This window comes from Rugamonas violacea (assembly GCF_016461825.1).
Taxonomy (GTDB): domain Bacteria; phylum Pseudomonadota; class Gammaproteobacteria; order Burkholderiales; family Burkholderiaceae_D; genus Rugamonas.
Map to the genome: position 1 here is coordinate 1 of NZ_JAEMNU010000153.1, position 20,477 is coordinate 20,477.

A 20,477-nucleotide genomic window follows, 5' to 3' on the forward strand; every position below is an offset into this window, starting at 1 on the left:
ATCCGGCCCTCTCGCAAATCAAATCGTCGTCGGCATCCATTTTACCGGCTCACCTCGCTTCTTTCTAGACGATAGTCCGACAGACTGCTAGCCCAAGTATGTCGCAGATCATGCCAGTGGTTCGCGTCAACTATCTTGGCCGACCGGCCAAGATAATTGTCGCTCACCAATTACAGGTGTGCGGGTGGTCGGCAGTGACGAAACCAGCATCAAGAAGGGACACAATTACGTCGCCGTCGTGCACGATTTAGCGGCCAAGCGCCTGCTGTTCGTCACGCCGGGGCGCGACCACGAAACGGTAGCCGCCTTCAAGCGGGAATTGGTGGCGCACGGCGGCGTAACCGACGAGATCAAGCATGTCTGCATGGACATGAGCGCGGCCTATGCCAAGGGCGTGGCGGCAAGCTTGCCGAACGCACAGATCAGCTACGACAGCTTCTACGTCGTCGCCCTGGCCAACAACGCCATGGACTAGGTGCGGCGCGAGGAGATGCCCACCCAGCCTTTCGCAACCGTTTCCATGCGAACTTTGACTTGATCTAAGTCTGCGAGCTGCGCACAAAGACACCTCGACCGGCGCCCGGCTTGACCGGCCCCAACGCCTCCGCCAGCGGGGCACGCAACAATGCCCTTGGTTCCCACAACTACATCTGGAGACATCATGGCTATCGACGTGTACCTGCAAATCGACGGTATCAAAGGAGAATCGGCCGATTCCGCTCACCAGGGCTGGATCGAACTAACCTCGGTTCATATGGGGGTGACGCAGCCCCGCAGCGCAACCGCATCGACAGGTGGCGGTCACACCGCTGAACGCTGCGAGCATCGCACTCTGTCGTTGTCAAAACTTGCCGATGTGGCATCACCTATCCTGATGCAAACCTGCTCCACGGGCAAGACCATTCCGAAGGCAAAGTTCGAATTCATGCGAGCCGATGGTGAAGGCAAGCCTGTGAAGTATTACGAAGTCGAGCTGGAGAACGTCATGATCGCCAACATGGACCAGTTGATCAGCGAAGGTAACATCCTGCATGACGACATCGGACTGCGCTTTTCCAAGGTGAAATGGAAATACACGCAGCAAAAGATAGCAGGCGGCGCGGGCGGCAACACTTCCGGCGGCTGGGATCTCGCGGCCAGCAAGTGCGCTTGAGGGAGCCAGCCATGTCTAACGGCGTTCCTATTCAGCCAAGGAGTTCGAAGGGCCTCATCATGCTGCCCCAAGCGCCCGAGGACGCGGGCTATTATGTGTATGGGAATGTACACAACGTGCCAGGGACCGGGCCACTGGCACAGTACGCCCACCCCAGCCTGATGTCGCTGATTTTCTACATTGAGCGCGAGTGGCAGGCTATCGACGATAGAAAATTCGGTATCGGAAACATCAGCCTGGCCGACGGAAGAAAGTACGATCATGCCACCCATCGAAAAGGGATTGAGGTGGACTGCCGCCCAGTTCGAAAAGATAGGATGGTCGGCCAGGCTGCTCGCTGTTCACGCTTCGATAAAATTTATGACCGCGATGCGACCCTCAGGTTGATATGTATCTTTGCAGAGCACCCTATGGTCAATCTCATTTACTTCAACGACGACGTGATTCAGGATGCAATTGGCGGGGGCATTGTAACGTCCTGCCAGGGGCACGATGACCACTTCCATGTTCGAATAAAGGCGCAGCCATGAGCCCGCGTCTAGTCATCGTCGTCAGCGCGCTCGCAATTATTTCGCTAGCCGACGCTGCTGATAAAAAGGCACCAGGGCGGTATTTGGCCACGCCGCTCAAGGGCGATTACTACGTATATGGCGGGACGATGGCGGAAATGCTCCCCCCGACGGCGAAGGACCGAAAGGTGTCTTTTATGGTCAATGGACAATTAGCGAAAGACTTGTTCAATCAGATTGGGCCGGACGCAAAACATGCGTGTAGTGCGGAGACCGGCTACCATGAAAGACGCAAGGGGGATCTCGTTTGCATCCTTGATGAAGACGGATACAGTTGCTACTTCGGGCTCGATGTGACCATTGGGAAAAGCACCTACGGGGTGATCTGTTAAAGCGGTATTTTTGAGTACGATAATATCTGTTTCTCTCGAATTTGAGCAATTTGAATAGTTCCAAGCGAAAATCTGCTGTATATCCTGACAATCGCGTCGGTGTGAAGTGCCTGGGCCCAGCTCGTGTAGTCCAACGCTTGTGCGACCACTCGGCAGGCCCATGAACCGCAAAAAAAGGCCAGCAGTATGCCTTACACCCGCGTCAATTCGGCCGGTCCGGACGCCTACCGGGCGGGCTTTGCCCCCTCTCGCCGGCAAGGTCGTTTAAGATGCATGTTTTAACAGCCGCCCAAGTGCGCCGCTATGCATAACCTTTTGCTTGTCCTGCTCGCCCTGTTCCTCGTCGCGCTCAACGGTTTCTTCGTCGCCGCCGAGTTCGGCATCGTCACCCTCCGCCGCACCCGCATCCGCGCCATCGCCAAGACCCAGGGCCTGCGCGGGCGCATCCTGGCCACCGTCCACGGCCAGCTCGACACCTATTTGTCGGCCTGCCAGCTGGGTATCACGCTGGCCTCGCTGGGCCTGGGCTGGATCGGCGAGCCGGCCTTCGCCGGCCTGCTCGAGCCGCTGCTGCACGCGCTCGGCGTCAGCTCGCCCGAACTGGTGCACGGCATCGCCTTCGCCTTCGCCTTCAGCATCATCTCCTTCCTGCACATCGTGGTCGGCGAACTGGCGCCCAAGTCGCTGGCGATCCGCCTGCCCGAAGCGGTCGGCCTGTGGAGCGCGCTGCCGTTGTACGCCTTCTACTGGGCCATGTACCCGGCCATCTGGCTGCTCAACGCCAGCGCCAACATGGTGCTGGGCCTGGCCGGCCTGGCCGGCAAGGGCGGCCACGACTCGCACTACTCGGTCGACGAGCTGAAACTGATCCTGCGCACCAGCCAGCCGGGCGAAAAATTCAACAAGGACGAGCGCAACATCCTGGCCCACTCGCTGGACTTCTCCGACCTGGCCGTGTCCGACCTGATGCGCCCGATCCACGAGGTGATCGCGCTGCGCGCCGACCTGCCGCTCGACGACAACCTGCAGACCATGCTGCGCAACCGCTTCAGCCGCTATCCCTACTACAGCGCCGACGGCGAGCACGTGCTCGGCGTGATCCACCTGAAGGACCTGTTCTTCGCCCAGCAGCACGGCAAGCCGATCAGCGCGCTGGAGCCGCTGCTGCGCCTGGTCGAGACGATCTCGGCGCGCACCCCGGCGCTGGAGCTGTTCCGCCGCTTCCGCGACGGCGCGCCGCACTTCGCCCTGATCGGCGAGAAGGGCAAGCGGCCGGTCGGCTTCATCACCCTCGACAACCTGCTCGGCGCGATGGTCGGCGAGATCCACGACGAGTTCCGCCTCAACGAAAACGACTGGCTCAAGCAGCCCGACGGCACCCTGGTCGGCAAGGCCAGCCTGCCGATTTTCTCGCTCGAACGGCGCCTCGGCATCGACATCGAAAACGAGGAACTGGGGCTGGACGATGTAGAATCGGTGGGCGGCCTGATCATGCTGAAACTGGGCGACCTCCCCAAGCAGGGCCAGCGCATCAGCTTTAACAGTTTTGACATTGTTGCCAAGAAGATGAGCGGCCCGCGGATTTTGCTGGTCAAGGTGATTCCGAAGAGCGAACGCGGCACGGAATCGGACGAACAGGATTGAGCGGCGCCTAGACGCCGCCGGCCCCGCTCGGGGCCTTTTGGGGAGATCGGCGGTGCTGAAACGAGGTTTTCTGGCCTGCGCCCTACTCTGCTGCATCGCCGCGCCCCGGGCCGCGACGCACGCCCCGTTCGACTGCGGCGACATCGCGGTCGCCTTCTACGAGCACGGCGCCCTGTACTACCGCGACGGCAACGGCCGCTGGACCGGCATCGACAAGGACATCATCGACGAGCTGGGCAAACGCCTGGGCTGCCGCTTCCACGGCTTCGTCGACTCGCGCGTGCGCATCTGGACCAACCTGAAGGGCAACACGCTGCCGATGTCGGTGTCCGGCCTGGCCACGCCGGAGCGCTTGCAGTTCGCCCGCTTCGTGCCCTATTTCACCGCGCGCAACTACGTGCTGTTGCAAAAAAACACCAGTCCGGCCGTGCACGACCTGGCCAGCTTCCTCGCCGAGCCCAGCTACAAGGTGGCCGTCATCAAGAGCTTCAAGCACGGCGCCACCTTCGAGCCCTGGCTGAGCGAACTGCGCCGCCAGGGCCGGGTCTACGAAACGGCCGACTACAGCTCGCTGATGCGCCTGTTCAAGCTGGGCCGGGTGCAGGCGGTGCTGGCCTTGAACACCAGCTGGGCGCCGCTGGTGCGCCAGCGCGACTTGGGCGAGGGCGTCAAGATCATGGACTGGGCGCCGAAGGACGTCATCGTCGGCGGCCTGGTGCTGTCGCGCCAGCTGATCCCGGAGGCCACCGCCGAGCAGTTCGCCCTGGCCCTGCACGCCATGCGCGAGGACGGCACGCTGCGCGCCATCTTCACCCGCCACGTCGGCGCCGAGCTGGCCGCCGGCATGTTCAACTTCTAGCCGGCGCCGGCGCCGCCTTGCGCGCCGGCCCAGTCGCGCAGCAGGCCGAGCGCCACCGCCAGCAGGGTCGGGCCGATGAACAGGCCGACAAAGCCGAAGGCCAGCACGCCGCCCATCACGCCGAGCAGCACCAGGATGAAGGGCAGGCTGCTGCCGCGGCTGATCAGCATCGGCTTGACCACGTTGTCGACCCCGCTGATCAGGAACATCCCCCACACCAGCATGAAGATGCCCCAGCCGGTGCGGCCCTCGTTGAACAGCCAGATCGCCGCGCCGCCCCAGATCAGCGGCGGGCCGACCGGGATCAGCGAGAACAGGAAGGTGGCCACCGACAGCAGCGCCACGGCCGGCACGCCGGCGATGACGAAGCCGAGCGCCGCCACGGCGGCCTGCGCCAGCGCGGTGCCGAGCAGGCCGTACATGACGCCGCGCACGGTGCGGCTGACCGTGTCGACCAGCTCGGCGCGGCGCTCGCCGAGCAGTTGGTCCAGGCCGCGCGCCAGCGTGGCGACCATGCTCTCGCCGTCGCGGTAGAGGAAGAAGCTGACGAACACCGCCAGGCTGACCTGGGCCACGCCGCTGCCCAGCACCAGGCCGCCGCCCAGCAGGAAGGTGCGGGCCGGTTCCAGCATGCGCTTGGCCAGCGCCATCAACTCCTCGCGGCTGCCGAGCAGCTGGCGCAGATAGGCGTCGGCCGCCTCGCCGACCAGCGGCAGGCCCTTCAGCCAAGCCGGCGGCGCGATGGTGCCGGCGTCGATGCCGGCGCGGATCTGCTCATAGAAGCCGCTGGCGTTGTCGGCGATGTTGTAGGTGACCAGGGCCAGCGGCAGGATGATCAGCAAGGTCAGCGAACAGCTCATCACGGCGGCGGCCAGGGTGCGGCGGCGGCGCAGGCGGCGCAGCAGCATCAGGTACAAGGGCCAGCTGGAGATGGTGATGGCGGCGGCGAACAGGATCGCCGCCAGGAAGGGGCGCAGAACGAACAGGCAACCGATCACCAGCAGAATGGTGGCGGCGAGGCGGGTGTAGGGCTGAAAACGTGGGTCCATGCGGCTCCGTCAGGAAAAGGAGGGCGCGAGCAAAGCGCGCCCTCCCCGCAGGATAGCAGGATGGCGCTTCAGGACAACAGCTGTTTCAGGTCGTGCACGATGGGGCCGGGACCGAGGCCGTGGCGGACGAACAGGCGCAGCTTGCCTTCCTTGTCGAAGACGTAGCTGCCGGCGGTGTGGTCGACGGTGTAGCTGCCGGCCGTCTTGCCCGGCACCTTGGCGAAGAACACCTTGAACTCCTTGGCCACGGCGATGGTCTGCTCGGCCGTGCCGTACAGGCCGAGGAAGCGCTTGTCGAAGGCCGGCACGTATTCGGCCAGCAGGGCCTGGGTGTCGCGCTCCGGGTCGACGGTGACGAACAGCACCTGCACCTGCTCGGCCTGCGCTCCCATCTGCTGCATCACGGCGGCCATCTCGGCCATCGTGGTCGGACAGACGTCGGGACACTGGGTATACCCGAAGAACATCACCACCGCCTTGCCCTTGAAGTCGGCCAGGGTGCGCGCCTTGCCGTTGTGGTCGGTCAGGCTGAAGCCCTTGGCGTAATCGAGACCGGTCAGATCGGTGTTTTTGAACGCCAGCGGCGGTTTCTGGCCGCAGGCGGCCAACAGCATGGACAGGGACAACAGCAACAGGGTGAGCAGTTTTTTCATGGTTCGAATTTCAGGTAATGGTCCACCAGCAGCGCGGCGAACAACAGCGACAGGTAAATGATCGACCAGGTGAAGGCCTTGCGGGCGATCAGGTCGGTGTAGTGGCGGTAGATCTTCCAGGCGTGGCGCAGGAACACGGCGTTGAGGACGACGGCGCAGACCAGGTAAATCAGGCCGCTCATGTGCACGGCGAAGGGCAGCATGGTGGTGGCGGCCAGCGCGATCGAGTACAGCCAGACGTGGAACTGGGTGAACGGCAGGCCGTGGGTGACCGGCAGCATCGGCAGGCCGGACTTGGCGTAGTCGTCGCGCCGGTACATGGCCAGCGCCCAGAAGTGCGGCGGCGTCCACAGGAAGATGATGAGCACCAGCAGCCAGGCCTGCATCGGCACGTCGTTGGCGACGGCGGCCCAGCCCAGCGCCGGCGGCATGGCGCCGGACAGGCCGCCGATGACGATGTTCTGCGGCGTGGCCGGCTTGAGTATCATGGTGTAGATGACGGCGTAACCGACGAAGGTGACGAAGGTCAGCCACATGGTCAGCGGATTGACCAGCGCGTAGAGGATCCACATGCCGGCGCCGCCGATGACGGCGGAGAACACCGCCGTCTGCGCCACCGAGATGTCGCCCAGCGCCATCGGCCGGCGCGCGGTGCGCGCCATGCGCGCGTCGATCTCGCGCTCGGCCAGGCAGTTGACGGCGAAGGCGGCGCCGGCCAGCAGCCAGATGCCGACGGTGGCGGCGACCACCACGCGCCAGTCGGGCAGCTCGTCGGTCGCCAGGAACATGCCGATCACGGCGCAGAACACGGCCAGTTGGGTCACGCGGGGTTTGGTCAAGGCCCAGTATTGGGCGATGCGCGGGCTTGCTTTGTGTGTTGCGGTTTGGCTTGTCATGGGTGATGTCTGGCAGTCGTAGCGTGCGGGAATACTGCGCTGGCGGCTGCCTTCTGCGCGATCTCGTATTGGAACTTGGCCCGGTAGTTTAACATGGTCAGCAACACCACCAGCAGGGCCGCGCCGGCGTTATGCAGCACGGCCAGCGCCAGCGGGAAGCTGAGGAAGATGGTGGCCACGCCGCTGGCGATCTGCAAGGCCAGCAGCACGGCGATGCCGCGCGCGGTGCGCTGCAGCGCGCGGTGGCCCCAGGCGCGGTAGCAGGTGTAGCCGGTCAGCAGGGCGACGAGGAAGGCGAAGTTGCGGTGCACCCAGTGGATGGCGGTCAGCGCGGCGAACGGCAGGTAGTGGCCGGCGGCGGTCTTGCCCAGTTCGCGCCACAGGGTGAAGCCGTGCTCGAAGTCCATCGCCGGCACCAGCTTGCCGCCGCACAGGGGGAAGTCGGTGCAGGCCAGGGTGGCGTAGTTGGTGCTGGTCCAGCCGCCCAGCGCCAGTTGCAGCAGCAGCAGCAGGGCCGAGCCGGCCGCCAGCAGGCGGATGTTGCGCATCGCCGGCGGCGAGGCGGTCACCGCGCGCACCGGCTTGAGCAGCTGGTCCAGCCGGCCGCCGTACCACACCAGCAGGGCCAGCAGGCCCATGCCCAGCAACAGGTGGGTGGTGACGATCGCCGGTTGCAGCTTGAGCGTGACGGTCCAGGCGCCGAACGCGCCCTGCACGCAGACCGCCAGCAACAACAAGGCCGGCAGCAGCGGCGAGTATTCCGCCGCGCGCTGCTTGCGCCACTGCCAGCAGGACTGGATCAGCATCGCCGTGATCAGCACGCCGATGCCCATCGCCAGGTAGCGGTGGATCATCTCGATCCAGGCCTTGACCACGGTCACCGGGCCGTCCGGTTGCAGCGCCTGGGCCACGGCGATCTGCGCGTGCGCCAGGAAGGGATTGTGCTCGCCGTAGCAGCCGGGCCAGTCGGGGCAACCGAGGCCGGAGTCGGTCAGCCGGGTGAAGGCGCCGAAGACGATCAGGTCGAAGGTGAGGAAGGCGCAAACCCACACCAGCTTGCGGTACTTGTTGCTGTCGGCCGAGGTCCAGACCAGCGACAGCGGCAGCAGCGCGACCATCAGCCCGGTCAGCGCCAGTTGGGCCAGGGTGGAGAGGTGCATGGCGGGTCAGCCTATCGCCGAGGCCTTGAGCAGCTTGGACAGATCCTTCTTCACCTTGGACGGGTCGGCGTCCTTGGGGAAGCGCATCATCAGGTTGCCGCGCGGGTCGATCAGGTAGATGTGGTCGGCGGCCCGGTCGGCGCCGGCCTTGTCGGCGGCGCCCTGCTCCAGCGGCAGCCACTTGGCCACCGCCTCGGCCGGGGCGCGCAGCATGCGGGTGCCGTCGTTGACGCGCAGCAGCATGGTGTCCAGCGGCTCCTGGTCGGTGATCAGCCAGACCCGCTCGATGCGCTCCATCTCCTTGCCCTGCATGGTGCGCAGCTGGCGCATGGCGAACAGCTGGTCCTGGCAATCCTTCTGGCAGTCGGACGGGCCGACCTTGAGCATGATCCACTTGCCCTTGTAGTCGTCCAGCCCGGCCGGCTTGCCGTCCAGGCTGGTGCTGCCCAGCGCCGGGATCGGATGCTCGCGCGGGTCGATCAGCGCGCCGTAGTTGGTGCGGCCGCCCGGTTTGACGACGTAGTAGGCGAAGTAGGAGCCGAGCAGCGGCATGGCGCAGACGGCCAGCACGGCCAGCAGCTTCCAGCGGCCGCTGCTGACCTGGCGCGCCGCGCTCTGCGCCGTGGCGGCCGAGGCGGAGGCGGAGGCCGAGGCCGAGGCCGAGGCCGGGCTATCTTGTTGCGAATTATTTTCCACGTCTGAATCCCGTAAAGACAAAAAAGAGGACGGCCATCAGCGCCAGCGCATACCACTGGAACGCGTAGCCGCGATGTTTTTCCACGCCCAAGGCCGGCGCCGGCCAGTCGCGCACCAGTTGGGCGTCGGCGGCCGCGTTGAGCGCCGTCGCCGGTCCGCTCTGCTCGACCACGAAGGGCTGCAAGGTCATCGCGCCGGCGGCGGCAAGCTGGGCCGGCTCGGCGTTCTGCACGATGGCGCCCGGCAGCAGCGGCGCCGCGCTGCCCAACTGCATGACGTGGCCGGCGCTCAGCTTGACGATGCCCTCCAGCGTGACCCGCCCCACCGGCGTGGCGTAGGGCTGCATCTGCTCGCGCCGCGCCATGTTGCGCGGCAGCCAGCCGCGCTCGACCAACACGTGCAGCTCCGATCCCGCCATTTTAAACGGCATCAGCAAATAAAACCCGGCGCGGCCTTGATAGGGGCGGTTGTCCAGATACAGCGGCCAGTCGCGGCGGAACTCGCCCGTCAAGCGGACGCGGCGGTACTCGATGGCGGCGGCGGCGGCGGGCGTCAGCGGCGCGGCGGCGGACAGGCTCAGCGGCGCGGCGGCGTTGCCCTCGGCCAGCTTGCGCTGCAGCGCCGTCTTCTGCTCGGCGCGGCGCTGCTGCCAGTTGCCCAGGGAAATGCCGAGCGCCACCAGCAGCACGGTGGCGATGCAGGGCAGCAGGCGGAAACGGAAGGCGATACGCATTACAATGGTGCCTTATTCAATTTACAGCTGGCCAAACCCATGAAAATTGCCGTCGCCATCGCCTTCCTCCTGATCCTCGGCAGCCTCGGCTCGGCGCTGTTCTATCTAATGCGCGACAAAGGCAAGAGCAACAACACGGTGCGCGCGCTGGCCCTGCGCGTCGGCTTTTCGATCACACTCTTCCTGCTGATCCTGCTCGGCTACAAGCTGGGCTACATCAGCCCGACCGGCATCCGCTGACGCCGGCTTTCACACCACCCAAAAGCGGAGGGCCGGGGTCGGACCCGGCGGGTCCGACCCCAGTTTTCCGCCGCTGGGTCCGGCTGGCCTTGCCACCGCACTCACTCGGCCACCACGACGCCGTCAAATAAAAAAGCCGCGGCGGGAACTCCCGTCTGCGGCTTTTTTGCATCGCGGTCGACCGCCGCGAATTATAACCCCGTTACAGCCAGTAAACCACGACGTACAGGCCGAGCCAGACGACGTCGACAAAGTGCCAGTACCAGGCCGCGCCTTCGAAGGCGAAGTGGTTGTCGGCCGTGAAGTGGCCCTTGAGCAGGCGGTACAGCACCACCGACAGCATGATCGCGCCCATCGTCACGTGGAAGCCGTGGAAGCCGGTCAGCATGAAGAAGGTCGAACCGTAGATGCCCGAGGTCAGTTTCAGGTTCAGCTCGCTGTAGGCGTGCATGTATTCGTAGGCCTGGAAGCCCATGAAGACGGCGCCCAGCAGCACGGTGGCGGCCAGCCAGATGGCGGTCTTGGCGCGGTGGCCGGCGCGCAGCGCGTGGTGCGAGATGGTCAAGGTCACGCCCGAGGTCAGCAGCAGCGCGGTGTTGATGGTCGGAATCGGGAACGGCCCCATGGTCTTGAACTCTTCGACCGTGCCGGCCGGGCCGATGTTGCCCCACTGGGCGGAGAAGTCGGGCCAGATGAATTTGTGGTCGAGGTCGCCCAACCACGGCATCGAGATGCTGCGGGCGTAGAACAGCGCGCCGAAGAAGGCGCCGAAGAACATCACCTCGGAGAAGATGAACCAGCTCATCGACCAGCGGTAGGAGTAGTCGACGCGCTGGCTGTACAGGCCCTTCTCGGACTCGCCGATGGCGTCGCCGAACCAGAAGTACAGCACCGTGATGATGCCGGCCAGGCCGGCGAAGTTCAGGTACGGGCCCCAGGAGATATCGTTGACCCAGGCCGAGGCGCCTATCATGGTCAGCAACAGGGTCAGGCCGGCCAGCATCGGCCACTTGGACGGACCTGGCACGAAGTAGTACGGTGCCGCGGCGTTATGTGAACTCATCTTCATCTCCCTAAATCAACTATATTCGAGAATAGCTACTTGTTTTACTTTGGTACGACCAACTTGACGATGGTGATCAGCAAGGCGATCAACAGGGCCACGCCGAGCAGGCCGGCGATGACGATGTGCACCGGGTTCAGCTTGGCCGAGTCGGTGTCGAAGTCGCTCTTGCGGCGCAGGCCGAAGAAGGACCAGAACACCGCCTTCATCGAGTACAGGAAGGAGGCGTGCTGTTGCGGCTTGTCTGCTGGCTTCATGGTTGGCACCCGGTTCATTTCGCGGCCGTCTTGTCGAGGCCGGCAATTTCAAAAAACGTGTACGACAAGGTGATGGTCTTCACTTCCTTCGGCAGCGCCGGGTCGATGAAGAACACCACCGGCATCTGCCGCGCCTCGTTCGGTTTCAGCGTCTGCTGCTTGAAGCAGAAGCACTCGACCTTCTTGAAGTGCGGCGTCGCGCTTTGCGGCGCGTAGCTGGGGATGGCCTGGGCGTTGACGGTGCGCGCCTGGGTGTTGACCACCTCGTACATCACCGTGGCCAGTTCGCCCGGATGCACCTGCATGCTGGAGACCACCGGACGGAAGCGCCACGGTCCCTGGGCGTTGCCGTCGAACTCGATGGTCACGCTGCGGCTCTTGTCGACCTGGGTGTTCTTGTCCAGCTCGACGGTGCCGTCCTTCTGCGTCAACACGTTGATGCCCATCACCTCGCACAACTGCTTGTAGACCGGGATCAGCGCGTAGCCGAAGCCGAACATCATCACCGCGATGACGATCAGCTTGCCGAACATCTTGCGGTTCTGGCCCCGCGTCTCCTGGTCGAGGCCCACGTCAGCTCAGCCAGATACGTTTGACAAAGACGGACAGGAAAAACACCAGCGCCAGCGAGGCCAGGATCAAGCCGGTCTTCAGGTTGTTCGGTTTGTTCGGTTGGGACATGATCGGCTTTTCCAGTCGGTGGGCGCGGCGGCGTGGCATCCGCGCCGCCGCGCCGCGCCATTATTTGAACGTTGGCGGGGTTTCGAAGGTGTGGAACGGGGCCGGGCTAGGCACGGTCCATTCCAGTCCCTCGGCGCCTTCCCATGGCTTGTCGGCCGCCTTCTTGCCGCCACGGATGGTCGGCAGGACCACGCAGAACAGGAAGAACACTTGCGACAGGCCGAAGCCGAAGGCGCCGATGGTGGCCACCATGTTGAAGTCGGTGAACTGCGCCGGGTAGTCGGCGTAGCGGCGCGGCATGCCGGCCAGACCCAGGAAGTGCATCGGGAAGAAGGTGACGTTGAAGGTGATCAGCGACAGCCAGAAGTGCAGCTTGCCCATGGTTTCGTTGTACATGTGGCCGGTCCATTTCGGCGACCAGTAGTAGAAACCGGCGAACAGGGCGAACAGCGAGCCGGCCACCAGCACGTAGTGGAAGTGGGCCACGACGTAGTAGGTGTCCTGCAGCTGGATGTCGATCGGGGTGACCGCCAGGATCAGGCCGGTGAAGCCGCCGATGGTGAAGACGAAGATGAAGCCGACGGCGAACAGCATCGGGGTTTCGAAGGTCATCGACCCCTTCCACATGGTGGCGATCCAGTTGAACACCTTCACGCCGGTCGGCACGGCGATCAACATGGTGGCGTACATGAAGAACAGCTGCGAGGTCACCGGCATGCCGGTGGTGAACATGTGGTGGGCCCAGACGATGAACGACAGGATGGCGATCGAGGCGGTGGCGTAGACCATCGAGGCGTAGCCGAACAGCTGCTTGCGGGCGAAGGCCGGCAGGATCTGCGAGACGATGCCGAAGGCCGGCAGGATCATGATGTAGACCTCGGGGTGGCCGAAGAACCAGAAGATGTGCTGGTACATCACCGGGTCGCCGCCGCCGGCGGCGTTGAAGAACGAGGTGCCGAAGTGGCGGTCGGTCAGGGTCATGGTGATGGCGCCGGCCAGCACCGGCATGACGGCGATCAGCAGGTAGGCGGTGATCAGCCAGGTCCAGCAGAACATCGGCATTTTCATCAGGGTCATGCCGGGCGCGCGCATGTTGAGGATGGTGACGATGATGTTGATCGAACCCATGATCGAGGAGGCGCCCATCAGGTGCATGGCGAAAATCGCCATGTCCATGCCGGGGCCCATCTGGCTCGACAGCGGCGCGTACAGCGTCCAGCCGGCGGCGGTGGCGCCGCCCGGGACCAGGAAGGAGGTGGCCAGCAGGATCGCGGCCGGCGGCAGCAGCCAGAAGGAGAAGTTGTTCATGCGCGCGAAGGCCATGTCGGAGGCGCCCACTTGCAGCGGGATCATCCAGTTGGCGTAGCCGACGAAGGCCGGCATGATGGCGCCGAACACCATCACCAGGCCGTGCATGGTGGTCAACTGGTTGAAGAACTCGGGCTGGAAGAACTGCAGGCCCGGTTTGAACAGTTCGGTGCGGATCATCAGCGCCAGCACGCCGCCGGACAGCAGCATGATGAAGGAGAACCACAGGTAGAGGGTGCCGATGTCCTTGTGGTTGGTGGCGAACAACCAGCGCGACAGGCCGTGCGGATGATCGTGCGCGTGGTCGTGATGGTCGTGGGCGTGATCGATTGTGCTTGTGCTCATCTAAAGCTCCTGATTACTTGCGTGCAGCCACAACTTCGGCCGGTTGAACGATGTTTTCTGCGGCCTTGTTCGACCAGTTATTGCGGGTGTAGGTAATCACAGCGGCGATCTCCGTATCCGACAATTGCTTCCATGCAGGCATTTCGCTAGGGAACTTACCGCTTTTCTTACCGTGCAGCAGCACGTTGATCTGTTCGGCCTTCGGACCGTTGACGACCGGCGAGCCGTCCAGCGCGGCGAAGGCGCCGGGCACGCCCTTGCCGGTGGCCAAGTGGCAGACGGCGCAGGTGCTAGTGTAGACCTTTTCGCCCTTGACTTTGAGCTCGTCGATGGTCCAGACCTTGCTCGGATCGTCGGCCAGCGCGGCCATTTCCTTTTTCTTGCCATTGACCCAGAGCGTGTAGTCCTCGGCGCTGACCACCTTGACGACGATCGGCATGAAGGCGTGTTCCTTGCCGCACAGTTCGGCGCAATTGCCGCGATAGGTGCCGGTGTGGTCGGCGTTGAACCAGGTGTCGCGCACGAAGCCGGGGATGGCGTCCTGCTTGACGCCGAAGGCCGGCACCGACCAGGCGTGGATGACGTCGTTGGCGGTGGTGACGATGCGGATTTTTTTACCGACCGGCACGACGACTTCGTTGTCGACCTCGATCAGGTAGTTCTCGCCGCGTTTTTCGGTCGGTTCGACGCCGGGCGCGCCCACCTGCGAGCGCGGGGTCGACAGGTTGGACAGGAAGGAAATGCCCTCGCCCTCGCCCTTCAGGTAGTCGTAGCCCCATTTCCACTGCATGCCGGTGGCCTTGATGGTGATGTCGGCGTTGGTGGTGTCCTTCATGCCGACCACGGTGCGGGTGGCCGGCAGGGCCATGCCGATGACGATCAGGAAGGGCACCACGGTCCAGGCGATCTCGACCGTGGTGGATTCGTGGAAGGTGGCCGGCTTGTGGCCGAGCGATTTGCGGTGCTTGAAGATGGAGTAGAACATCACGCCGAACACGGCGACGAAGATCACCATGCAGATCACCATCATCCAGGTGTGCAGGTTGTAGATCTCGGTGGCGATCCGGGTCGCCGGCGGTTGCAGGTTCAATTCAAACGGGACCGGTCCGCCGGTGCCGCCGGTCGCCGCCGCGTAGCTGCCTGCCGCCTTGACGGCCGCCTGCTCCGCCCATGCTGGGATACCGGCAGCTGTCAACGACAGCCCGAGCATCAACGATTGAAGTCGCTTCGCATATTTCATGTTTTCCCCAACCACCCAAAAAAATAGATATTTTTTTAAACGGCGCCGGGATTCGCTGTTTTGAACCGCCAACGCACCATAAACACCTTCAGGTCCCTGCGACCGCGCGCCGCAACCCTTCATCGGCGTGATAGTGCGAGGGACCTAGACATCGGTCCGTATGGCCCCATCTTACTATCGGGCCACCGGTTGACACTGAACAGCAATGATTCTTTGTCACGCACACGCAACACATTCGAGCTGTTGTGCTTACTTGAAATCATGACAAAATTAGTCGCCGATTATAGCCAACAAAACTGACATACATCAAGAATTAATCCATCATGCAAGTATGGTCTCCGCCATGTTTGCACACCCCTGCGACAAAGGCGTGACAAGGTTGCCGAAATGTGCATTCCGGCCTCGGACAGCCCCGGGATCGCCGGCGCCGCCGGCGCCGCCCCACCCCTCAAACCATGGCTCAGCGCGGCTTGCGCGGCAGGTCGAAGCGGATGATCGCCTCGCCCTTCGAGGTCAGGCGCGGCGCCGGGCGGAAGGCGTGGCCGTAAATCACCTCGAAACTCAGTCCCAGCTTGCCGTCGGCGCGGCGGCCCCGTTCCAGCGCCGCCAGCAGGCGTTGCCAGGCGGCGCGGCCGAGCAGGCCACGGCGCCGCGTGCTGAGCGGATTGCCGCCCCAGGCGCGGGCGTCGGCCAGCAGGGCCTGCGCCGTGTCGTAGGTGACGGTGATGGTTTCCATGTCCAGGACGGGGGTCGAGAAGCCGGCCGCCACCAGTTGGTCGCCGAAGTCGTGCATGTCGACGAAAGGCAGCGCGTGCGGCGCCAGGTCGACCTGTGCGAAGGCGTCGCGCAGCTCCTTGAAGGTGTCCGGGCCGAAGCAGGAGAACATCAGCAAGCTGTCGACCCGCATCACGCGGCGCCACTCGGCGAACACACGGTCCGGCTGCGGATGCCAGTGCAGGGCCAGGTTGGACCAGACCAGGTCGACCGCGTTCGGCCCCAGCGGCAGCTCGGCGAAATCGCCGCACACCAGGTCGATGCCGGCCTTGGCCGGCAACAGCTTACTTAATAGTTGGTTGAGTCCGCTCAGCCGCGCCGCCGAGGCGCCCTGCGCGCGGGCCGCGTCCAGCATGGCGGCGGCGCCGTCGAGGCCGACGATCTGGGCCGCTTGATACTTTTTTTGCAACAGCGCCAGATCGGCACCGGCGCCGCAGCCGGCGTCGAGCACGCGCTGGGGCGCCAGCTTGACCAGGCCGAGGCGGTCGAACATCCGGCTGGCCACCTCGCGGCGCAGGAAATCGGAGGCTTGCACCCGCTCGGGGCGGGAAAACTGGGCGCGCACGCGCCGCAGGTCGATCGGGGCGCTCAATTTAGGCGGATTGGCTGGCACTTGCATGGTTCGGTCGGGCGAAGGTGAGATAATGTCGGCAGTGTACATGGTTGAGGAGCATCGCGATGCCAGCCGCGCCGGATTTGCCACCCCTGCGCACCGTGCTTACCGGCCCGGCGGCGGCGCTGCGGCGGCTACGCGGCGCCCTGTTGCGCGGCCTGCTGCCGGCCAGTTGCGCCCTGTGCGGCGGCGCCAGTGCGGACGCCCTGTGTGCCGGCTGCCGGGCGCAGTTCCTCGACGGGCCGGCGTTGCCACGTTGCCAACAGTGCGCCAATCCCCTGCCCCGGATGGAGCAGGACATGGCCGCCGAGGCCGTCTGCGGCAACGGCACGGCCGGCGGCAACGGCACGGCCGGCGGCGGCGGCATGGTCGATGGGAATGGCACGGCCGCTGGCAATCGGACGGCCGCTGGCGATCGTATGGCCGACGGCGACGGTCTGGCCGGCGCTGATGGCGTCGCCGCCCTGTGCGGCCAGTGCCTGCGCGACGGGCCGGCCTACGACCGCACCGTGGTGGCGGCCGACTACACCGCGCCGCTCGACCAGCTGGTGCTGCAACTGAAATTCGGCGGCCGTCTGGCGCTGGCGCCGCTGCTGGCGCAACTGCTGCGCGACGCCGTGCTGCGCCAACCCGGCTTCGCCCTGCCCGCCCTGCTCTGCCCGGTGCCGCTGGGGCCGCGGCGGCTGGCCGAGCGCGGCTTCAACCAGGCGCTGGAAATCGCCCGGCCGCTGGCGCGGGCGCTGGGCGTGGCCTTGCATCCCCGTCTGGCGGCGCGGGTGCACGAGACGCGGGCGCAGAGCAGCGTGGCACCGCACCAGCGCGGCGGCAACATCGCCCACGCCTTCGCGCTGGCCGAGCCGGCGCTGGTGGCCGGCCGCCACATCGGCATCGTCGACGACGTCATGACCAGCGGCCAGACGCTCAACGAGCTGGCCGCCATGTTCAAACGCCACGGCGCGGCGCGCGTCAGCAACCTGGTGTTCGCCCGCACGCCGCCGCATTGAACACATTGAGCGCCTTGAGCGCGCTGAGATGAGCGCCTTGAGCGCATTGAGATTATTTTTGAGGAGATTGCATTGTTTCACGTCGTACTGGTTCAACCCGAAATTCCGCCCAACACCGGCAACGTGATCCGGTTGTGCGCCAACACCGGCGCCCAGTTGCACCTGATCGAGCCGCTCGGCTTCCCGCTGGACGACTCCAAGCTCAAGCGCGCCGGCCTCGATTACCACGAGTACGCCCGCATGCAGGTGCACGCCAACTGGGAAGCCTTCCTGGCCGCCGTCCAGCCCGACCCGGCGCGCATGTTCGCCATGACCACGCACGGCTCGTCGCCGTTCGGCCAGGCCAGCTTCCAGCCCGGCGACGTGTTCGTGTTCGGCTCGGAGACGCGCGGCCTGGACCCGGCGCTGCGCGAATCGTTCGCGCCGGCCCAGCGCATCCGCCTGCCGATGCGGCCGGACAACCGCAGCCTGAACCTGTCGAACACGGTCGCCGTGGTGGTCTTCGAGGCCTGGCGCCAGAACGGCTACGCCGGCGGCGCCTGACACTCTGCCGCCCTGGCTTAGTGGCAGTGATGCGCTCTCCGCCCACATCGTTACGACAAGGCGTATATACACTTTTTCGACGGCAAACTCCAAGTTCGACAATACCAACATCGTCGATGCGCCCTAAGCTACTTGGGCAGTATCGAAAATCCATTGTGACTTGCCGGGTTTAGTCGTACATTTTGTATATACAAAGGTGGCGTGATGGGAACAATCGTCATTTCTGCTGCAGTGCGCGCAAAGCTTGAGCAAAAGCACAACGTGACCCGCTTGGAAGTTTGCGAGTGTTTCGACAACCGATGTGGAGTATTGCTCATTGACGATAGGGAGGAGCATCGACGTGATCCCCCTACCCTCTGGTTTATCGCAGAAACCAACACCGGTCGTCCCCTGAAAGTGGTGTTTCAAGTTCGGAGTGGGAATATGTATGTGATTACTGCATACGAGGCGAACGATATTGAAATGAACATCTACGAAACCAAGGGCAAGTAAGGTAAGGCATTTCGGGAGAGCACCATGAGCAAAGCAAAGATCGATGGCACGGCCGAAGCCTGGGAGACGGGGCAGCTTGGTCGCGACATGCAACACGCCAAGCCGGCACCACAAGTATTGGAAGCACAGATCGACGAGTCACTCGGCATGCAAATGATCTCGATCCGCCTTCCCAAAGACCTGATCGACGACTTTAAAAAAATTGCCGAGTGTCGTGGCGTTGCTTATCAACCGCTCATGCGCGAGGCGCTACAAAGATTTGTCGCTGCCGAGTACAAATTGATCGCGACCGAGTATGCGAATCTGAAAGCGGCAGCCACGCCAACATCCAAAGACACGACAAGGCGCGGCAAGCAAGCGGCTTGATCCTCCCCATGCCCGCCCGCCACCTGATTAATCAGTTGCGGATCTTGTTGAGCAGCTTGGTGGTCGAACGGTCGTGCTCGAAGTCGATGGCGACGGCGCGGCCGCCGTAGGCCAGCACCGCCTGGCCCTCCGGGATCGCCGCCATGTCGTAGTCGCCGCCCTTGACGTAGATTTCCGGGCGCGCTTGCAGCACCACCTCCAGCGCGGTGTCCTCGTCGAAGTCGACCACCAGGCTGACCGACTCCAGCGCGGCCAGCACGGCCAACCGGTCGGCGCAGGTGTTGAGCGGACGGTCGTCGCCCTTGCCCAGGCGCTTGACCGAGGCGTCGGTGTTGGCCGCCACCACCAGCGAGGCGCCCAGCGCGCGCGCCTGCGCCAGGTAGGTGACGTGGCCGCGATGCAGCAGGTCGAACACGCCGTTGGTCAACACCACCGGCTTGGGCAGCACGGCGACGCGCGCGGCCAGGTCTTCACGGGTACACATCTTCGATTCGAATTGGGGCATCTGTTTCTTCAGGTTAGGGGTTGGTGCGGCGCTACTGGCCCGGCGGCTCCGGCTCCGGCTCGGCCTCGATCTGCATGCTCAGCGCGCTGGCGGCCGCCGGGCCGGCGTCGCCGGGCTCCTTGCGGTCGCCGCGCAGCTTGATCTGCAGGCGCAGGCCGTTGGCCGAATCGGCGTTGCGGATCGCCTCCTCGTAGGCGATATGGCCCTTATTATAGAGTTCATACAGCGCTTGGTCGAAGGTGCACATGCCCAGCTCGCGCGATTTGTGCATGATTTCCTTGATCGCCTGGAAGTTGCCCTTGAAAATCATCTCGGCGATGGTCGGCGTGTTCAGCAAAATTTCGATGGCCGCCTTGCGGCCCTTGCCGTCCTCGGTGCGCACCAGGCGCTGCGAAACGATGGCGCGCAGGTTCGACGACAAATCCATCAGCAATTGGTTGCGCCGCTCCTCCGGGAAGAAGTTGATGATGCGGTCCATGGTCTGGTTGGCGTTGTTGGCGTGCAGCGTGCCCAGGCACAGGTGGCCGGTCTCGGCGAAGGCGATGGCGTGCTCCATGGTCTCGGTGTCGCGGATCTCGCCGATCAGGATCACGTCCGGCGCCTGGCGCAGGGTGTTCTTCAGCGCGTTGTGCCAGGACAGGGTGTCGACGCCGACCTCGCGGTGGGTGATCAGGCAACCCTTGTTCTTGTGCACGTACTCGACCGGGTCCTCGACCGTGATGATGTGGCCGGCCGAATTGCTGTTGCGGTAGTCGATCATCGCCGCCAGCGTGGTCGACTTGCCCGAGCCGGTGCCGCCCACCACCAGCACCAGGCCGCGCTTGGTCATGATGACCTCCTTCAACACCTCGGGCAGTTCGAGCTTCTCGAAATTCGGGATCTCCGAGGCGATGGTGCGGATCACCATGGCCACGCACTGCTGCTGGACGAAGACGTTGACGCGGAAGCGGCACACCTCGGGCAGGGAAATGGCGAAGTTGCATTCGAGCTCGGCCTCGAACTCGCGGCGCTGCTTGTCGTTCATGATGGACAGCGCCAGCGCGCGCGTCACCTCGCCGCTCAGGCGCTGCGCGCTGAGCGGCTTCATCGCCCCTTGCGACTTGATACTGGGCGGGAAGTCGGCGGAGATGAACAGGTCGGAGCCGCCCATGTGATGCATCACCTTGAGCAGCTTGTGCAGATAGGCCTGGGCCTCGTCGGGGCCAAAGGTGGCGGACATACACGGCCCTCCTTCTTGATACTGTTGCGAAAGCGAAGCACCGGTCCATTATATCGGCTGCATTCCGCTACAATAGATTTTCT

Annotated in this window: 25 protein-coding genes and 1 pseudogene; 11 read left to right on the plus strand and 15 right to left on the minus strand. The window is 64.2% G+C overall.

What is annotated here, in order from left to right:
* Positions 1 to 178: 178 nt before the first annotated feature.
* The 6 genes and pseudogenes from H7U20_RS28430 to H7U20_RS28455 form a co-directional block, all read left to right on the plus strand.
* Positions 179 to 472, plus strand: a pseudogene (locus tag H7U20_RS28430) (ISL3 family transposase); the annotation flags it as partial.
* Between the two features lie 189 nt (positions 473 to 661).
* Entirely contained in the window at positions 662 to 1,153 is a 492-nt protein-coding gene (locus H7U20_RS28435; protein WP_199762505.1) for an Hcp family type VI secretion system effector, read from the plus strand.
* A gap of 11 nt (positions 1,154 to 1,164) precedes the next feature.
* Positions 1,165 to 1,683, plus strand: a complete 519-nt coding sequence (locus H7U20_RS28440; RefSeq protein ID WP_199762506.1) for a hypothetical protein — start codon at positions 1,165 to 1,167, stop codon at positions 1,681 to 1,683.
* A complete protein-coding gene (locus tag H7U20_RS28445; RefSeq protein WP_199762507.1) occupies positions 1,680 to 2,054 on the plus strand; it encodes a hypothetical protein in 375 nt (124 codons plus the stop codon). The genes H7U20_RS28440 and H7U20_RS28445 overlap by 4 nt, the downstream gene beginning before the upstream one ends.
* Before the next feature lie 303 nt (positions 2,055 to 2,357).
* The gene (locus H7U20_RS28450; protein WP_199762508.1) at positions 2,358 to 3,698 is read left to right on the plus strand and encodes a hemolysin family protein; all 1,341 of its coding nucleotides are present in this window, start codon (positions 2,358 to 2,360) and stop codon (positions 3,696 to 3,698) included.
* Positions 3,699 to 3,750: 52 nt separating this feature from the next.
* Positions 3,751 to 4,557 carry a substrate-binding periplasmic protein gene (locus H7U20_RS28455; protein WP_199762509.1) on the plus strand — a complete coding sequence of 269 codons (807 nt, stop codon included), beginning with the start codon at positions 3,751 to 3,753 and terminating at the stop codon, positions 4,555 to 4,557.
* Here H7U20_RS28455 and H7U20_RS28460 read toward each other — a convergent pair.
* From H7U20_RS28460 to H7U20_RS28485, 6 genes are all read right to left on the minus strand, one after another.
* Positions 4,554 to 5,606, minus strand: coding sequence for an AI-2E family transporter (locus H7U20_RS28460; RefSeq protein WP_199762510.1), 1,053 nt, complete (start codon positions 5,604 to 5,606; stop codon positions 4,554 to 4,556). The genes H7U20_RS28455 and H7U20_RS28460 overlap by 4 nt on opposite strands.
* A 68-nt stretch (positions 5,607 to 5,674) precedes the next feature.
* Positions 5,675 to 6,259, minus strand: a complete 585-nt coding sequence (locus tag H7U20_RS28465; RefSeq protein WP_199762511.1) for an SCO family protein — start codon at positions 6,257 to 6,259, stop codon at positions 5,675 to 5,677.
* Positions 6,256 to 7,155 carry a heme o synthase gene (gene cyoE, locus H7U20_RS28470; protein ID WP_199762512.1) on the minus strand — a complete coding sequence of 300 codons (900 nt, stop codon included), beginning with the start codon at positions 7,153 to 7,155 and terminating at the stop codon, positions 6,256 to 6,258. The genes H7U20_RS28465 and cyoE overlap by 4 nt, the downstream gene beginning before the upstream one ends.
* Positions 7,152 to 8,315, minus strand: a complete 1,164-nt coding sequence (locus H7U20_RS28475; RefSeq protein WP_199762513.1) for a COX15/CtaA family protein — start codon at positions 8,313 to 8,315, stop codon at positions 7,152 to 7,154. Before H7U20_RS28475 ends, cyoE begins: the two co-directional genes overlap by 4 nt.
* A 6-nt stretch (positions 8,316 to 8,321) precedes the next feature.
* Positions 8,322 to 8,894, minus strand: coding sequence for an SCO family protein (locus H7U20_RS28480; RefSeq protein WP_199762638.1), 573 nt, complete (start codon positions 8,892 to 8,894; stop codon positions 8,322 to 8,324).
* Positions 8,895 to 9,000: 106 nt separating this feature from the next.
* The gene (locus H7U20_RS28485; protein WP_199762514.1) at positions 9,001 to 9,744 is read right to left on the minus strand and encodes an SURF1 family protein; all 744 of its coding nucleotides are present in this window, start codon (positions 9,742 to 9,744) and stop codon (positions 9,001 to 9,003) included.
* A gap of 39 nt (positions 9,745 to 9,783) precedes the next feature.
* On the opposite strand from H7U20_RS28485, the gene H7U20_RS28490 reads away from it, so the two are divergent.
* Positions 9,784 to 9,984: a twin transmembrane helix small protein gene (locus H7U20_RS28490; protein WP_199762515.1), complete on the plus strand. Its 201-nt coding sequence runs from the start codon at positions 9,784 to 9,786 to the stop codon at positions 9,982 to 9,984.
* 202 nt (positions 9,985 to 10,186) lie between these two features.
* Here H7U20_RS28490 and H7U20_RS28495 read toward each other — a convergent pair whose 3' ends face one another.
* From H7U20_RS28495 to H7U20_RS28520, 7 genes are all read right to left on the minus strand, one after another.
* Positions 10,187 to 11,047, minus strand: coding sequence for a cytochrome c oxidase subunit 3 (locus H7U20_RS28495; protein WP_199762516.1), 861 nt, complete (start codon positions 11,045 to 11,047; stop codon positions 10,187 to 10,189).
* A gap of 44 nt (positions 11,048 to 11,091) precedes the next feature.
* Positions 11,092 to 11,304, minus strand: a complete 213-nt coding sequence (locus H7U20_RS28500) for a DUF2970 domain-containing protein (protein WP_199762517.1) — start codon at positions 11,302 to 11,304, stop codon at positions 11,092 to 11,094.
* Between the two features lie 14 nt (positions 11,305 to 11,318).
* Positions 11,319 to 11,876 (minus strand): cytochrome c oxidase assembly protein, encoded by a 558-nt coding sequence (locus tag H7U20_RS28505; protein ID WP_199762518.1) that lies wholly within the window; start codon positions 11,874 to 11,876, stop codon positions 11,319 to 11,321.
* A 1-nt stretch (position 11,877) separates the two neighbouring features.
* Positions 11,878 to 11,985, minus strand: coding sequence for a cytochrome oxidase small assembly protein (locus H7U20_RS30595; protein WP_227458014.1), 108 nt, complete (start codon positions 11,983 to 11,985; stop codon positions 11,878 to 11,880).
* A 60-nt stretch (positions 11,986 to 12,045) separates the two neighbouring features.
* A complete protein-coding gene (ctaD, locus tag H7U20_RS28510) occupies positions 12,046 to 13,638 on the minus strand; it encodes a cytochrome c oxidase subunit I (RefSeq protein ID WP_199762519.1) in 1,593 nt (530 codons plus the stop codon).
* Positions 13,639 to 13,651: 13 nt separating this feature from the next.
* A complete protein-coding gene (gene coxB, locus H7U20_RS28515) occupies positions 13,652 to 14,878 on the minus strand; it encodes a cytochrome c oxidase subunit II (protein WP_199762520.1) in 1,227 nt (408 codons plus the stop codon).
* Between the two features lie 460 nt (positions 14,879 to 15,338).
* A complete protein-coding gene (locus H7U20_RS28520) occupies positions 15,339 to 16,271 on the minus strand; it encodes a methyltransferase domain-containing protein (protein ID WP_199762521.1) in 933 nt (310 codons plus the stop codon).
* Between the two features lie 59 nt (positions 16,272 to 16,330).
* Here H7U20_RS28520 and H7U20_RS28525 point away from each other — a divergent pair, with 59 nt between their 5' ends.
* The 4 genes from H7U20_RS28525 to H7U20_RS28540 all read left to right on the plus strand — a co-directional run bounded on the left by H7U20_RS28525 (position 16,331) and on the right by H7U20_RS28540 (position 18,670).
* The gene (locus H7U20_RS28525; protein ID WP_233411159.1) at positions 16,331 to 17,269 is read left to right on the plus strand and encodes a ComF family protein; all 939 of its coding nucleotides are present in this window, start codon (positions 16,331 to 16,333) and stop codon (positions 17,267 to 17,269) included.
* A gap of 72 nt (positions 17,270 to 17,341) precedes the next feature.
* Positions 17,342 to 17,812, plus strand: coding sequence for a tRNA (uridine(34)/cytosine(34)/5-carboxymethylaminomethyluridine(34)-2'-O)-methyltransferase TrmL (gene trmL, locus H7U20_RS28530; protein WP_199762522.1), 471 nt, complete (start codon positions 17,342 to 17,344; stop codon positions 17,810 to 17,812).
* Positions 17,813 to 18,016: 204 nt separating this feature from the next.
* Complete coding sequence (locus H7U20_RS28535) at positions 18,017 to 18,304, plus strand: BrnT family toxin (protein ID WP_199762523.1); 288 nt, start codon at positions 18,017 to 18,019, stop codon at positions 18,302 to 18,304.
* Between the two features lie 24 nt (positions 18,305 to 18,328).
* Entirely contained in the window at positions 18,329 to 18,670 is a 342-nt protein-coding gene (locus H7U20_RS28540) for a CopG family antitoxin (RefSeq protein ID WP_199762524.1), read from the plus strand.
* 31 nt (positions 18,671 to 18,701) lie between these two features.
* On the opposite strand, the gene H7U20_RS28545 is transcribed toward H7U20_RS28540, so the two are convergent.
* Positions 18,702 to 19,175 (minus strand): adenylyltransferase/cytidyltransferase family protein, encoded by a 474-nt coding sequence (locus H7U20_RS28545; protein ID WP_199762525.1) that lies wholly within the window; start codon positions 19,173 to 19,175, stop codon positions 18,702 to 18,704.
* A 31-nt stretch (positions 19,176 to 19,206) separates the two neighbouring features.
* Positions 19,207 to 20,394: a PilT/PilU family type 4a pilus ATPase gene (locus tag H7U20_RS28550; protein ID WP_199762526.1), complete on the minus strand. Its 1,188-nt coding sequence runs from the start codon at positions 20,392 to 20,394 to the stop codon at positions 19,207 to 19,209.
* Positions 20,395 to 20,477 lie beyond the last annotated feature (83 nt).

Coding starts and splice junctions, on each gene's coding strand:
- H7U20_RS28435 (WP_199762505.1), top strand. CDS start 662: ATGGCTATCGACGTGTACCTGCAAATCGACGGTATCAAAGGAGAATCG.
- H7U20_RS28440 (WP_199762506.1), top strand. CDS start 1,165: ATGTCTAACGGCGTTCCTATTCAGCCAAGGAGTTCGAAGGGCCTCATC.
- H7U20_RS28445 (WP_199762507.1), top strand. CDS start 1,680: ATGAGCCCGCGTCTAGTCATCGTCGTCAGCGCGCTCGCAATTATTTCG.
- H7U20_RS28450 (WP_199762508.1), top strand. CDS start 2,358: ATGCATAACCTTTTGCTTGTCCTGCTCGCCCTGTTCCTCGTCGCGCTC.
- H7U20_RS28460 (WP_199762510.1), bottom strand. CDS start 5,606: ATGGACCCACGTTTTCAGCCCTACACCCGCCTCGCCGCCACCATTCTG.
- H7U20_RS28465 (WP_199762511.1), bottom strand. CDS start 6,259: ATGAAAAAACTGCTCACCCTGTTGCTGTTGTCCCTGTCCATGCTGTTG.
- cyoE (WP_199762512.1), bottom strand. CDS start 7,155: ATGACAAGCCAAACCGCAACACACAAAGCAAGCCCGCGCATCGCCCAA.
- H7U20_RS28475 (WP_199762513.1), bottom strand. CDS start 8,315: ATGCACCTCTCCACCCTGGCCCAACTGGCGCTGACCGGGCTGATGGTC.
- H7U20_RS28485 (WP_199762514.1), bottom strand. CDS start 9,744: ATGCGTATCGCCTTCCGTTTCCGCCTGCTGCCCTGCATCGCCACCGTG.
- H7U20_RS28490 (WP_199762515.1), top strand. CDS start 9,784: ATGAAAATTGCCGTCGCCATCGCCTTCCTCCTGATCCTCGGCAGCCTC.
- H7U20_RS28495 (WP_199762516.1), bottom strand. CDS start 11,047: ATGAGTTCACATAACGCCGCGGCACCGTACTACTTCGTGCCAGGTCCG.
- H7U20_RS28500 (WP_199762517.1), bottom strand. CDS start 11,304: ATGAAGCCAGCAGACAAGCCGCAACAGCACGCCTCCTTCCTGTACTCG.
- H7U20_RS30595 (WP_227458014.1), bottom strand. CDS start 11,985: ATGTCCCAACCGAACAAACCGAACAACCTGAAGACCGGCTTGATCCTG.
- ctaD (WP_199762519.1), bottom strand. CDS start 13,638: ATGAGCACAAGCACAATCGATCACGCCCACGACCATCACGACCACGCG.
- coxB (WP_199762520.1), bottom strand. CDS start 14,878: ATGAAATATGCGAAGCGACTTCAATCGTTGATGCTCGGGCTGTCGTTG.
- H7U20_RS28520 (WP_199762521.1), bottom strand. CDS start 16,271: ATGCAAGTGCCAGCCAATCCGCCTAAATTGAGCGCCCCGATCGACCTG.
- H7U20_RS28525 (WP_233411159.1), top strand. CDS start 16,331: ATGCCAGCCGCGCCGGATTTGCCACCCCTGCGCACCGTGCTTACCGGC.
- H7U20_RS28535 (WP_199762523.1), top strand. CDS start 18,017: ATGGGAACAATCGTCATTTCTGCTGCAGTGCGCGCAAAGCTTGAGCAA.
- H7U20_RS28540 (WP_199762524.1), top strand. CDS start 18,329: ATGAGCAAAGCAAAGATCGATGGCACGGCCGAAGCCTGGGAGACGGGG.
- H7U20_RS28545 (WP_199762525.1), bottom strand. CDS start 19,175: ATGCCCCAATTCGAATCGAAGATGTGTACCCGTGAAGACCTGGCCGCG.
- H7U20_RS28550 (WP_199762526.1), bottom strand. CDS start 20,394: ATGTCCGCCACCTTTGGCCCCGACGAGGCCCAGGCCTATCTGCACAAG.